At 74.4% G+C, this 12,576-nt stretch carries 10 protein-coding genes; 6 read left to right on the top strand and 4 right to left on the bottom strand.

Annotated elements, in window-relative coordinates; translation table 11 throughout:
• Nucleotides 1-35 precede the first annotated feature (35 nt).
• On the top strand, nucleotides 36-764 hold the full coding sequence (locus tag AB2U05_RS12390) for a UTRA domain-containing protein (protein ID WP_369183213.1): 729 nt from the start codon (nucleotides 36-38) through the stop codon (nucleotides 762-764).
• Nucleotides 765-777: 13 nt separating this feature from the next.
• Here AB2U05_RS12390 and AB2U05_RS12395 read toward each other — a convergent pair whose 3' ends face one another.
• The 4 genes from AB2U05_RS12395 to AB2U05_RS12410 all read right to left on the bottom strand — a co-directional run bounded on the left by AB2U05_RS12395 (nucleotide 778) and on the right by AB2U05_RS12410 (nucleotide 6,047).
• Nucleotides 778-2,034, bottom strand: coding sequence for a sensor histidine kinase (locus tag AB2U05_RS12395; protein WP_369183214.1), 1,257 nt, complete (start codon nucleotides 2,032-2,034; stop codon nucleotides 778-780).
• Between the two features lie 8 nt (nucleotides 2,035-2,042).
• A complete protein-coding gene (locus tag AB2U05_RS12400) occupies nucleotides 2,043-2,765 on the bottom strand; it encodes an ABC transporter permease (protein ID WP_045700965.1) in 723 nt (240 codons plus the stop codon).
• On the bottom strand, nucleotides 2,762-3,721 hold the full coding sequence (locus AB2U05_RS12405) for an ABC transporter ATP-binding protein (RefSeq protein ID WP_369183215.1): 960 nt from the start codon (nucleotides 3,719-3,721) through the stop codon (nucleotides 2,762-2,764). Before AB2U05_RS12405 ends, AB2U05_RS12400 begins: the two co-directional genes overlap by 4 nt.
• 172 nt (nucleotides 3,722-3,893) lie before the next feature.
• Nucleotides 3,894-6,047, bottom strand: coding sequence for a prolyl oligopeptidase family serine peptidase (locus tag AB2U05_RS12410; RefSeq protein WP_369183216.1), 2,154 nt, complete (start codon nucleotides 6,045-6,047; stop codon nucleotides 3,894-3,896).
• Nucleotides 6,048-6,360: 313 nt separating this feature from the next.
• Between AB2U05_RS12410 and AB2U05_RS12415 the strand changes: the two genes are divergently transcribed.
• From AB2U05_RS12415 to AB2U05_RS12435, 5 genes are all read left to right on the top strand, one after another.
• Nucleotides 6,361-6,555 (top strand): DUF2304 family protein, encoded by a 195-nt coding sequence (locus tag AB2U05_RS12415; RefSeq protein ID WP_030062563.1) that lies wholly within the window; start codon nucleotides 6,361-6,363, stop codon nucleotides 6,553-6,555.
• Between the two features lie 31 nt (nucleotides 6,556-6,586).
• On the top strand, nucleotides 6,587-7,513 hold the full coding sequence (gene mshB, locus AB2U05_RS12420; protein WP_369183217.1) for an N-acetyl-1-D-myo-inositol-2-amino-2-deoxy-alpha-D-glucopyranoside deacetylase: 927 nt from the start codon (nucleotides 6,587-6,589) through the stop codon (nucleotides 7,511-7,513).
• Nucleotides 7,510-8,028 carry a DUF6113 family protein gene (locus AB2U05_RS12425; protein WP_107073096.1) on the top strand — a complete coding sequence of 173 codons (519 nt, stop codon included), beginning with the start codon at nucleotides 7,510-7,512 and terminating at the stop codon, nucleotides 8,026-8,028. Before mshB ends, AB2U05_RS12425 begins: the two co-directional genes overlap by 4 nt.
• Before the next feature lie 264 nt (nucleotides 8,029-8,292).
• The gene (locus AB2U05_RS12430) at nucleotides 8,293-10,710 is read left to right on the top strand and encodes a hypothetical protein (RefSeq protein ID WP_369183218.1); all 2,418 of its coding nucleotides are present in this window, start codon (nucleotides 8,293-8,295) and stop codon (nucleotides 10,708-10,710) included.
• A gap of 141 nt (nucleotides 10,711-10,851) precedes the next feature.
• On the top strand, nucleotides 10,852-12,567 hold the full coding sequence (locus AB2U05_RS12435) for an ABC transporter family substrate-binding protein (RefSeq protein ID WP_045705481.1): 1,716 nt from the start codon (nucleotides 10,852-10,854) through the stop codon (nucleotides 12,565-12,567).
• Nucleotides 12,568-12,576 lie beyond the last annotated feature (9 nt).

Consider the following 12,576-nt stretch of genomic DNA (forward strand, 5'->3'; position numbering starts at 1 on the left):
TCACTGCCCCTCAGAAGTGGGAGCGTGAGCCAGCCATGCCCGTTGGAGCGCCGCCGACGTACACCGTCCTCGCCGACCACTACCGCCAGCAGGTGCTCTCCGGCGCGTTGCCACCGGGCGCGAAGCTGCCCGACGCCGCTGAGATCTGCGGGCAGTGGGGGGTGGCCGTCGCCACTGCCTCGCTCGCGCTCCAGCACCTCCAGGTGGAGGGCTACCTGCGCACCGGCCCGCGCGGCACCTTCGTGGCGGACGATCCGCGCGTCACCGCCAGCAGCCAGGAGCGGCTGGCCCGGGTCGGTCGCCGCGGGTCGTGGCTGATGGACGGCGAGACCAGCCGGGTCACGGCCGCCGAACTGGTCGTCCCGCCGCTGTACGTCGCGGACCTCTTCGACCTCGACGCCGACGATCGGATCATCCGCCGCGAGTACGTCGTCGGCCGGGGCCGGGCCCGAACGATGTTCGCCGTCTCCTGGTACCCCGCCCAGTTCGCGGCCGTGTGCCCGGACCTCCTCAACACCAACCCCACCCGCAACGACGGCGTGACCGCCCGCGTCCTCGAAGCCACCGGCCGCACCATCACCACCGGCCGCGACGACCTGCACGCCCGCGAGGCCACCCCGCGCGAGGCCGCCGCCCTCGCCCTCGCCCCCGGCGCCCCGATCCTCGCGCTGGTCCACCGTTGGTCGGACGACCAGGGCGTCATCGAGTACACCGAGTCCTGCCTGCCGACCCGCTTCACCATCGGCTACGACTACGCGCCCTGATCTCCTCGGCCGCTCAGCCCTGCGGGTGGGGCTCCGAGGCGACGGCGGCCGGGCGCAGCGGCACCGAGGCGCGGAGGCGGAAGCCCTTGCCGCGGTCGCCGGGGCCCGTCCACAGGCGGCCGTCGACCAGGGCGAGGCGTTCGCGAAGGCCGGAGAGGCCGTTGCCGGGCTGGGACTTGCCGGGGCCGGGGCCGTCGTCGGCGATCTCCAGGACGGCGTAGCGCTCGCCGGTCGCCTCCCAGGTCTCGTCGGCCGTCACGGTGCAGACGGTGGCGCCCTCGCCGTGGCGGACGATGTTGGTGACGGCCTCGCGCAGGGCCCAGGCGAGGGCGCCGGCCTCCTCGTTGGCGAGGGCGGGCCAGGTGTCCGCCAGGTCGGGCGCGACATCCAGGCGGACCTGGGCGGCGGCCAGGGCGGTACGGGCGGCGGCGAGTTCGACCGGCAGGGTGGGGCGGCGGAAGCCGGTGACCGCCTCCCGGACGTCGATCAGCGACTGCCGGGCGACCTGTTCGATGTCGGCGACCTGCGCCCGCGCCGCCTCGTCCTTGCCGGCGTCCATGAACCGCCCGGCCAGCTCGCTCTTCAGGGTGATCAGCGACAGCGAGTGCCCGAGCAGGTCGTGCAGGTCCCGGGCCAGCCGCAGCCGTTCCTCGGAGGCGGCGAGGTGGGCGACGGCCGCCCGGGCCTCGCGCAGTTCCTGCATGGTGGCGACCAGCCGCTGCAGGCCGGTCATCGCCACGCCGGACAGGAAGGCGCTGAGCGCGAAGGTGGAGGTGTTGTCGTTCCCGGCGTGGATCAGCAGGCCGGTCACGGCGGTGAGCGCGGCCATGCCCGCGAGCCCGCGCAGCGCGTAGCGCGCCGGCGCGATGATCGCCAGGCACACGGCCGCGTAGATGAACAGGGTCAGGAACGCGCCGCCGAGGACGAAGGAGGCGGCGACCGCGAGCACGGTCATGGTCGCGACGATCACCCGGCAGAGCCGTGGCTTCATCCCCGCCTGCGAGCGGAAGATCACCAGCAGGACGTAGGCGGCCACGAACCCCGCCAGGCAGCACCAGCCGAACACCCGGCCGGCCGTGCTGTGGTCCCCGTTCAGCAGGTTGCCCGCAGGGTAGGCCAGGTAGAGCATCCACAGCAGCATCCAGGCGACCTTGACCAGCAGCTGCCGCCGGGTCTCCACCGGGGAGCCGGGGACGTTCATGAACGACGCACGCGCCAGGCCCACCTGCATGTGGTCGTCGGTGCGGTGGGTCCGGCGCGTGTCACTCATGTCGATCATCATGCCTGGCGGGTGTCGCGGCGGTACAGGGCCGCCGCCGCGGCCACGAAGACCGCGAGGAAGCCGGCCAGCCCGGCCACCGCGGCCAGGTCCAGGGAGTGCCCCGGCTGGGTGAAGGTGGCCAGCTGGTTGTACAGGTGCACCGGGTTGATCCGGGCGTACGTCTCCAGGGTGCCCGTCAGCGGGAACCAGGTGCCACCGAACAGCGACATCACCATGTAGGTGATCATCACGATGGTCTGCACCGAGTCCGGCGCCGCCGCGTAGCCGAGCGCGACCCCGAGCGCGGCGAAGACGAAGCTGCCCAGCCACAGCGCGGCCGTCAGCCCGAGCCACTGCGCCGCGCCCAGCGAGACGCCCTGGCTGGCGCCGACCGCGAAGACCACCAGGATCGCCGGCAGCGTGGTCACCGAGCTCGCGGCGATCTTGGCGAGGGTGTACGCCCGGCCGGGCAGCGCGGTCAGCCGCAGCTGGCGCACCCAGCCGCTCTTGCGCTCCAGCGAGATCCGCTGCGCGCTGCCGGTCAGCACCGCGCCGACCGAGCCGAAGGTGGCCATCGAGACCATGAAGTACGTCTTCACGGGCAGGCCGCCGGCCAGCTTGTCGGTGCCGTAGGCGTGGATGAAGAAGAAGTACATCAGCGCCGGGTAGGCGACGCTGAACATCAGGTAGCGCCGGTTGCGCAGGGTCCGCAGGATCTCCAGCTTGATCAGGGTGGTCATCGCACGTCCTCCTTCGCGGCCTCGTCCAGTTCGCCGGTGATGGTCAGGAAGGCCTGCTCCAGGCCCAGCCCCGCGACCTCCAGCCCGCGCGGATACAGCCCGGAGCGGTAGAGCGCGGCGACGCTCGCGTCGGCGTCCGCCGTCCGGATCCGGACCGTCCGCACCCCGGGGACCCGGGCGGTGACGTCCAGCGACTGCACGCCGGGCAGCGTGCGCAGCACCCCCTCGTCGAAGAACTGGCCGGCGGCCGTGGGGAAGTCCGCGTCGTGGAGTTCGAAGGAGACCCGGCGGGCGCCGGCCCGCGCCTTGATCTCCGCGGAGCTGCCGTCCGCGATCAGCCGGCCCCGGTGCAGCACGAGCACCCGGTCGGCGATCGAGTCGGCCTCCTCCAGGTAGTGGGTGGCGAACAGCACCGTGCGCCCGGCGTCGGCCTGGGCCCGCATGCTCGCCCAGAACGCCTGCCGGACGCTGACGTCCATGCCGGTGGTGGGCTCGTCCAGCACGATCAGGTCGTTGTCGCCGGCGATGGCCAGGGCGAAGCGCACCCGCTGCTCCTGGCCACCGGACAGCTTGTCGACCCGCCGCTCCGCCAGCTCGGTGATCCCGGCGTCGGTCAGCACCCCCGTGACCGACCGACCGCGCGGGTGCACGTCGCAGGCGAGCCGGACCAGCTCGCGGACCTTGACGTCGGCCATCAGCCCGCCGCTCTGCAGCATCGCGCCGACCCGGCCGGCCTCGATGGCGGAGCGCGGCGTGCCGCCGAACAGGGTGACGCTGCCCTGGTCGGGCTCGCGCAGGCCGAGGAGCAGGTCCAGGCTGGTGGACTTGCCGGCGCCGTTGGGGCCGAGCAGGGCGACGGTCTCGCCCGGCCTCAGCACGAGGTCCAGCCCGTCCACCGCGCGCACCCGCCCGTAGTTCTTCCCCACGCCGCGGAAGGCGGCCACTTCGGCAACCATCGCTCCGCTCCTCTCCCCTGTCGGTGATGCGTCCGGTGCTGTTCGCACCACCTCAGAGTCCCGCGCGGGCGGGTGCCGGCGGCAGTGCCGGCCGTCGTGGCTTCCGCATGACGGATGTCATGCCGGCGGCCGGTACCCCCGTCACAGGAGTACCGGCCGCCGAAGGGGCTGGTCAGATCCCCAGGGAGCGCTTCACGAAGTCGACCTGGAGCAGCAGCAGGTTCTCCGCGACCTCCTCCTGCGGGGTCATGTGGGTGACGCCGGACAGCGGCAGCACGGTGTGCGGGCGCCCGGCGGCGAGCAGCGCCGAGGACAGCCGCAGGGTGTGGGCGGCGACGACGTTGTCGTCGGCGAGCCCGTGGATGATCATCAGCGGGCGCTCCAGCCCGGCCGCGTACCCGCCCAGCGAGTTGGCGGCGTACACCTCGGGCCGCTCGGCCGGGTCGCCGAGGTAGCGCTCGGTGTAGTGGGTGTCGTACAGCTCCCAGTCGGTGACGGGCGCGCCGGCGATGCCGACGTGGAAGACGTCCGGGCGGCGCAGCACGGCGAGCGCGGAGAGGTAGCCGCCGTAGGACCAGCCGCGGATGGCGACCCGGCCGAGGTCGAGCGGGAACTCCTCGGCGAGCGCCTGCAGCGCCTCCACCTGGTCGTCCAGGGTGGCCCCGGCGAAGTCGAAGGCGATGGACTTCTCCCAGGCCGGCCCGCGCCCGGGGGTGCCGCGCCCGTCCGCGACGACGACGGCGAAGCCCTGGTCGGCGAACCACTGCGAGTTGAGGTGCGGGTTGTGCGCCTGGACGACGCGCTGGCCGTGCGGGCCGCCGTACGGGTCCATGAGGACGGGCAGCAGCCCGTCGCGCTCGCGGTCGTAGCCGGTGGGCAGGAAGACGGCCGCGGGGATGCGGCGCCCGCCGGCGAAGCGGAAGACCGGGCGGGCGGTGAGGACGGGGGTCTCGGCGTGCGAGGCGATGACCGCGACGTCGTCGACGACGACGCCCTCGGGCAGGTCGCGGGCGACCTGGACGAGGCTGCCGGGCAGGTCGGGCTCGGCGGTGGCCCGGACGGTGATCCCGCCGGCGTGCACGGCGCTGGTGACGGAGGTGAACGGGCGGCCGTTGGAGGACTCCCAGGCGAGCCGCTTGCCGTCGTGGCCGATCCGGCCGACCGCGATCCAGCCGGGCTCGGGGTCGGTCTCCTCGGTGCCGCCGGAGGCGGTGAAGAACACCTCCTCGTCGGTGACGGCGACGACGGACCGCAGGTGCAGGTCGGCCCCGGTGACGGTCTGGTCGCCGACGACCAGCGCCCGCGCCCCCGACTCGTCGGAGATCCGCACCAGCTTGCCGTCCGGCGTCCAGGCCGGGACGCCGTCGAAGACCTCCAGCCAGGCGTCGTCCCGCTCCTCGTGCAGCACCTCGGTGGCGCCGGTGGCCGGGTCCAGGCCGAGGATCCGCTGGGCGCGCTGGTCGCGGGACTGGACGAGCAGCAGCGGCGCGCCGCCGGCGGACCAGTGCACCCGGGCCAGGTACGGGAAGGCCGTACGGTCCCAGACCACCTCGGTGCGGCCGCCGTGCAGGTCGAGCACCCACAGGGTGACCTCGGCGTTGGGGGTGCCGGCCGCCGGGTAGGCGACCTCGGCGGGCGCGCTGCCCGGGTTGGCCGGGTCGGCGATCCACCAGCGGCGCACCGGGCTGTCGTCGGCGCGCTCGGCGAGCAGCCGGTCGCCGTCCGGGGACCACCAGAAGCCGCGGGAGCGGCTCATCTCCTCCTGGGCGATGAACTCGGCCTGGCCCCAGGTGACGTTCGGCCCGTCCGGCTCGGCGAGCGCCCGGTCGCCGGTGCCGTCGGCGCGGCTGAGGCGCAGTTCGCCGGCGGTGTTGGCGTACGCGACGACGGAGCCGTCCGGGGCCGGGCGCGGGTCCAGCAGCGGGCCCTTCGCGGGCAGTTCGGCGGTGGCGCCGGTGACCAGGTCGGCGGTGAACAGCCGGCCGGAGAGCGCGAAGGCGGCGAGCCGGCCGGCGCCGTCCAGGGCGTAGCCGACGATGCCGGCGGAGCCCTCGCGGCTGCGCTCGCGGCGGGCCTTCTCGGCGGGCGAGAGGTCCTCCTCGCCGCCGCCGAGCAGCGCGGCCGGGTCGGCGGCGATCCGCTCCTCGCCGGTGGCGGTGTCGAGGGTCCAGAGCAGGTTGGCCCGGTCGCTGCCGGACTTCGAGCGGAGGAAGGCGACCCGCGAGCCGTCCGGTGCGACGGTGAAGGAGCGGGGCGCGCCGACGGTGTAGCGCAGGGTCCGCGCGTACTGCCGGGGGAAGGTGTCCGCAGGGGTGTGGGAGGTCATGGCACCAGACCCTACGATGCCGAACCACCGCCGCCACGGGTCTCCTGATCACTCGTTCGGAGCATCGCGGCCAAGTACGCCCCAAAGGGGTCCGTACCCCCTCCGACCGGCCCATGCGCCCCACCGGTGCGCCTGTACCCCGGCGCGCGCGGACTCACTGAATGTAATGCTCCCCTTACCCATCGGGTATGACTGGTCGCGCGGGTGATCGTCGGGCCCCGTCCCGTCCCCCGGTCACCCGGCCCCGGTTCCCGTACGGTCCCACCGCCGCCCTCCCCAGGGGGCGGCGCACCCGAGAGGGGTATGAGCCGACATGGCCATGAACATCTCCGCCGCCGTGCTGATGCTGGTCATCGTGGTGGTGCTGATCCGCCGCTCCGGCCTGAAGCTCGCGCACGCGATCGTCTGCGCGCTGCTCGGCTTCTACCTGGCGTCCAGCTCGATCGCTCCGTCGATCAGCCAGGTCACCAGCAACCTCGCCGGAATGATCAACGGCCTGAAGCTCTGACCGCCTCCGGCCGGTGGTTAGGCTTCCTCCCATGACCGCGACTACCGGCCGCCGCCTGCTCCTGGTGCACGCCCACCCCGACGACGAGTCGATCGGCAACGGCGCCACCATGGCCCGGTACGCCGCCGAGGGCGCCGGCGTCACCCTGGTGACCTGCACCCTCGGCGAGGGCGGCGAGGTGATCCCGCCCGAGCTGGCCCACCTGACGGCCGATCGGGAGGACATCCTCGGCGCGTACCGGATCGGCGAGCTCACCGAGGCGATGCGCGCCCTCGGCGTCACCGACTTCCGCTTCCTCGGCGGCCCGGGGCGCTACCGCGACTCCGGGATGATGGGCGTGCCCGACAACGACGTGCCCGGCTGCTTCTGGCAGGCCGACGTGGACGAGGCGGCCGACCACCTGGTCGCGGTGATCCGCGAGGTGCGGCCGCAGGTGCTGGTCACGTACGACCCGGACGGCGGCTACGGGCACCCGGACCACATCCAGGCGCACCGGGTCGCGATGCGCGCGTACGAGCTGGCCGCGGATCCGGCGCACCGCCCGGAGCTGGGCCCGGCCTGGCGGACCGCCAAGGTGTACTGGAACCGGATGCCCCGCTCGGTGCTCGACGCCGGGCTCGCCGCGACCGCCGCCGCGGCGCGCTTCCCGGGCGTGGCCGAACCCGCCGACGTCCCCGGGGTGGTGGCCGACGAGGTCGTCACCACCGTGGTGGACGGCTCCGCGTACGCCGGGCACAAGGCCGCCGCGCTGACCGCGCACGCCACCCAGATCACCGTGGACGGCGACTCCTTCGCGCTCTCCAACCACCTCGGCCAGCCGCTGTTCGCCACCGAGTACTACCAGCTGGTGCACGGCCAGGCCGGGCCCGGCGACGGCCCGGAGGACGACCTGTTCGCGGGCCTCGACACCGGGGCCGCCCGGGCGAGCGCCACCGCCTCCGAGGGGAGCGCCCGATGACCGCGCCCGCCGACCGGCCGCAGCGCGGCCCCCAGGACCGCCCGAAGGAGAGCCCGAAGGGCAACCCGAAGGACAGCCCGAAGGACCGCTCGTGGGCGGCGGCCGTGATCGGCACCCGCGAGGAGCGGCTGGCCGAGCCCCAACCGCCGCGCGCCGCCCGGATCGTCGTGTACGTCCTGTTCTTCCTGCTGGGCATCGCGGTGTCGGTGTGCGGAGCCTTTGTGCAGGCCTTGTGGCCGCCGGTGGGAGTCCTGCTGGCGCTCGCCGCGACCGGCGCGACCTTCTACGCCGGCCTGCGGATCACCGGCACCCGGCTCGGCGCCGGACTGCCCGCGGCCGGCTGGTTCCTGGCGATGCTGCTGCTGATCGTGCCGCGGCCGGAGGGCGACAACGTGCTCTGGTCCAACGCCACCTCGCTGGCCTGGCTGTTCGCCGGCTCGGTGCTGGGCGTGATCTGCGCCACCCTGCCGACCCGGACCAGCTGGTTCCCCGGGGTGCCCGGCCCGCCGCGCTGACCCCGGCGGGGCGCGGCGTACGGTACCGCACGCGACGCGCAGTCAGGAGCGTTCGGCCGTACTCTCATACCGGAGGAACCGGACGTATCAGGATCTGTCCGTGGCCGTTCCCCGCTCAGTTCTTCCCAGTATGGTGGTCCCGCAGTACGTCGTACCCGACCGCCGCCCGCCTGGAGCGAGGCCACAGACCCGGCCCCAGGCCCCGGCGACCACGAACCGCGGTCGCGCCGCACGGCCCGCCCGCGAACCCGGAGCAGAGCAGCATTGAGCAGCCGCGAATCTGACAACGCCAACCCGACGCCGCGGCGCACGGGTCCGGACGCCTACCCGTCGGGCACCCCGCCCTACGGCACCCCGGGGCTCCCCGGCGGCGACCGGGCCGCGGCCGGTGCCGCCCAGGGCGCCGCGTCGGGCGGCGAGGACGACGGTCCGAAGACCGAGACCACCCTGACCACCCGGGTCCGGATCAACATCCCCGGCTCGCGCCCGATCCCGCCGGTCGTCGTCCGCAGCACCGTCAAGAACGAGGACGGCCCCGGCAGGGGCGAGGACGGCCCGGCCGAGGAGGCCCCGGCGGCCCCCGAGCCCGGCGGCCGCCGGCACCGCACCGCGCCCGGCTCCCCCGTGCTCGGTGTGATGGAGGGCAACGACCGCAAGGGCACCCCGCCGAACCTGCCGCCGGAGTGGCAGATCCCGCCGATCCCGCCGGCGACCTCGGAGTCCGAGTCCACCGGCGCCTGGTTCCGGCCGCGGCAGAAGAAGAACCAGCCCGCCGAGCCCGCGCCGGCCACGGTGCCGGCCGGCGCCCCCGCCGCCGACCCGTTCGGCCCCGGCGGCGAGCCGCAGGCCGCTGCCGCCGCCGAGGCCCGGCCGCAGGCCGGTGCCGCCGCTGCCCGCCCGGCGCCGGGCGCGGGCCAGGCCCGGCCGAACGGCCGCCCGGTGCCCGCCCAGGCGAAGGCGCCGAACCCGGGCCAGCGCCAGGGCGGCGCGCCCACCGCGCCGTTCGGCGCCGAGGCCCCGCTGGAGGAGCCCGGCGTCTACCAGGCCGCCGACCCGTTCGCGCCGGTCGCCGACCCGTTCGCCCCGGCCGCCGGCCCCGAGGCCGGTGCGCGCGGCCCGCGCGGCGGCCGTCCGCAGCCGGGCGGCCCGCGGCAGAACGGACCGCGGCAGAACGGCCCGCGCCCGGGCGCCGCCCCGCAGGGCCCGGCGGTCGAGCAGCCGAACCCGGAGGACACCTCCGTCGACGGCTTCGCGCCGATCCGCGAGGACGTCCTGCCGCCCGCCGGCATACCCGGCCGGCCCGGCGGCGGTGCCCCGCGCGCCGCCGAAGGCCGTCCGCAGCCGGGCCTGTTCGCCTCGGCCCCGACCGGCACCGACCCGTTCGGCACCCAGCGCACCGCCGCTCCGGGCCAGGACGCCTTCGCCCCGCAGGGAACCCCGCACGGAGCGCCGCAGGGGGCCCAGCAGCCGGGCGGCCAGCCCGGTGCCCAGGCCGCCGCCCCCGGCTCGCTCTTCCCGGGCGTCCCGAACGCCCAGGGCACCCCCGGCGCCGCCCCCGGCCGCCCGCAGCGGGCCGGGCGCGACCCGGAGGCCACCGAGGTCACCCCGCTGCCCGCCCCGGCCCCTGCGCCCTCGGCCACCGAGCCCGGGCCCGCGGCCGCCCCGAAGCCCGCGCCCGCACCGGCGCCCGCGCCGGCCAAGGCCGAGCCCGCCAAGGCCAAGCGCGGCGGCCCCGGCAAGAAGCTCGTCAAGCTCGGCGTCTACGCCGTGGCCGGCGTGCTGTTCCTCGGCGCCGCGGCGTACGGCACCGGCCTGATGCTCAACCAGTCGGACGTCCCCAAGGGCACCGTGGTGCTCGGCACCGACATCGGCGGCAGCAGCCGCGACCAGGCCATCCACCAGCTGGACGGCACGGTCGGCAAGGCCGGCCAGCAGCCGCTCAAGCTGAAGATCGGCGACCAGACGGTCGACCTCGACCCGACCGCGGCCGGGCTGAGCTTCGACACCACGGCCACCGTGGACGGCCTCGCCCAGCACAGCTACAACCCGGTCGACGTGATCAAGTCGATCCAGGGCGGCAGCAAGGCGGTCCAGCCGGAGGTCCGGATCGACCGGGCGAAGCTGAAGTCCGCGCTGGACTCGCTGGCCGCCGGCTCCGGGCAGGGGCTGCAGGAGGGCTACGTCAAGTTCTCCGACACCGGCGACCCGGTCGTCGTCCCCGGCAAGGCCGGTCAGGCGGTGGACTCGGCGGGCGCCCTGGACGCCGTCGAGCAGGCCTACCGCGACCGCGCCGCGGGCAAGCCCGACCAGCCGATCGCGGTCGCCCTGACCGCCGCCCAGCCGAAGGTCTCCGCCCAGGCCCTGCAGGCCGCCGCGGACGGCCTCGGCAAGCAGGTGACCAACGGCAAGATCCACATCGTGGCCGGCGCCAAGTCCTTCGACTTCGGCGGCAAGACCGCCGCCAGGGCGCTCACGCTGGTCCCGGACGCCAACGGCAAGATCACGCCCAAGTGGGACCTCGACGCGCTGGGCTCCCAGCTGAACGGCGTCTTCGACAAGGTGAAGATCAAGAAGAACGGCCAGACCGCCGCGATCACCCCGCAGGACGTCGCGGACGCCATCACCCCGCTGTTCGACAAGACCGGCGACAAGGACCGCACCTTCAAGTTCACCGTCGCCTGACGGGCGGACCCCGCAGGGGCGGGCTTGCCGGATCGTGACCGATCCGGCGGGCCCGCCCCTCGACAACTCCCCCTCCAGGTCAGCAAGATGTGACGCCACACCTTCCGCCCCAGCCACCTCAGTCACACCGGGAGCACGCCGATGGGCCGCCGCCTCCAGCACCACCGGACGGCGCTGCTCGCCGGCCTCACCGCCGTCACGCTCTCCCTCACCCTGTGCGGCTGCGCCGGCCAGGGCGATCCCGCCGCGGACGCCGCGCCGTCCGCCGCCGCGGCCCCCAAGCTCACCTCGATCGACATCAACCCGCACGACCGGGCCCAACTGCGCCAGGGCGGCACCCTGAACCTGGCGATCCCGCAGTTCTCCCACCAGTGGTCGCCGATCCACACCGACGGCAGCGAGTCCTCGACCATGACCGTCGCCAAGCCGCTGCTGCCCACCTTCTTCCGCTCCGACGCGGCCGGCACCCAGACCCCCAACCCGGCCTACCTGCAGGAGGCGCACGCCGAGACCAGGAACGGCCGGCAGGTGGTCACCTGGACGCTCAACCCGAAGGCGCACTGGTCCGACGGCACCCCGATCACCTGGCGCGACATCGAGGCCAACTGGCGCGCCCTGAACGGGAAGGACCCGGCCTACCGGCCGTCCAGCAACACCGGCTTCGAGCTGGTCTCCGCGGTCGAGCGCGGCAAGGACGACTTCCAGGCCGTGATGACCTTCGACCGCCCGTTCAACGAGTGGCAGTCGATGTTCAACGGCGCCGCCAACGCGCCGCTGCTGCCGGCCAGCCGGATCGCCACCCCGGACCTGTTCAACACCGCCTACCTGGACGCGATCCCGGTCACCGCCGGCCCGTTCAAGCTGGAGAAGCTGGACCGCGCCACCCAGACCGTCAGCCTGGTCGCCGACCCCGCCTGGTGGGGCGACAAGCCGATGCTGGACCGGATCGTCTTCCACGCCATGCTGCCCAACGAGATGCCCGCCGCCTTCGCCAGGGGCGAGCTGGAGCTCGTCAACATCGGCCCGGACGTGGCGGGTTACCAGACCGTCAAGAACACCAAGGGCGCGGTGGTCCGCCGGGCGGGCGGGCCGGACTTCCGGCAGTTCACCCTGAACGCCCGCACCCCGGCGCTCTCCGACGCGACCGTCCGGCAGGCCGTGTTCCAGGCGATCAACCGGGACGCCGTCATCCGCTCGGACCTCAACGGCCTGGACTGGCCCGCCGTCCCGCTCAACAACCACCTGCTGGTCGCCAACCAGAACGCCTACCGGGACAACTCCCTGGGCCTCGCCCGCTTCGACCCCGCCGAGGCCGCCCGCAAGCTGGAGGCGGCCGGCTGGAAGCTGGAGGGCGACGTGCGGAAGAAGGACGGGCACGAGCTGAACCTGCGGATGGTCGTCCCGGCCGGCGTCACCCAGGCCCAGAACGAGGCCGCCAGCACCACCAGGATGCTCAAGGACGTCGGCATCAAGGTCACCACGGTGACCGCCGCCGCCAACGAGTTCTTCGACAAGTACGTCAACCAGAACAACTTCGACATCGCCGCCTACTCGCTGCTCGGCACCCCCTTCCCGGCCAGCGGCAACCGCTCCAACTTCGTCCAGAACGGCGGCACCAACCACGTCGGCGCCGGCAGCGCGGCGGTGGACTCCGCACTCGACCGGGCCGCCGCCGCGCCCGACGCGGCCACCGCCTCCGAGGCGATCAACCAGGCCGACGCCGAGCTCTGGAAGGTGGCCGGCATGCTGCCGCTGTACCAGCGGCCGCAGCTGATGGGCGCCCGCGCCGACCTCGCCAACATCGGCGCGCAGGGCCTGTCCGACATCGTCTGGGAGAACGTCGGCTACACCGGCTGAAGCCACTCG

It is taken from the genome of Streptomyces sp. Y1 (assembly GCF_041053115.1).
Classification (GTDB): Bacteria; Actinomycetota; Actinomycetes; order Streptomycetales; family Streptomycetaceae; genus Kitasatospora; species Kitasatospora rubellomurina.

Coding starts and splice junctions, on each gene's coding strand:
- AB2U05_RS12400 (WP_045700965.1), bottom strand. CDS start 2,765: ATGACCACCCTGATCAAGCTGGAGATCCTGCGGACCCTGCGCAACCGG.
- AB2U05_RS12395 (WP_369183214.1), bottom strand. CDS start 2,034: ATGAGTGACACGCGCCGGACCCACCGCACCGACGACCACATGCAGGTG.
- mshB (WP_369183217.1), top strand. CDS start 6,587: ATGACCGCGACTACCGGCCGCCGCCTGCTCCTGGTGCACGCCCACCCC.
- AB2U05_RS12435 (WP_045705481.1), top strand. CDS start 10,852: ATGGGCCGCCGCCTCCAGCACCACCGGACGGCGCTGCTCGCCGGCCTC.
- AB2U05_RS12410 (WP_369183216.1), bottom strand. CDS start 6,047: ATGACCTCCCACACCCCTGCGGACACCTTCCCCCGGCAGTACGCGCGG.
- AB2U05_RS12390 (WP_369183213.1), top strand. CDS start 36: ATGCCCGTTGGAGCGCCGCCGACGTACACCGTCCTCGCCGACCACTAC.
- AB2U05_RS12405 (WP_369183215.1), bottom strand. CDS start 3,721: ATGGTTGCCGAAGTGGCCGCCTTCCGCGGCGTGGGGAAGAACTACGGG.
- AB2U05_RS12425 (WP_107073096.1), top strand. CDS start 7,510: ATGACCGCGCCCGCCGACCGGCCGCAGCGCGGCCCCCAGGACCGCCCG.
- AB2U05_RS12415 (WP_030062563.1), top strand. CDS start 6,361: ATGGCCATGAACATCTCCGCCGCCGTGCTGATGCTGGTCATCGTGGTG.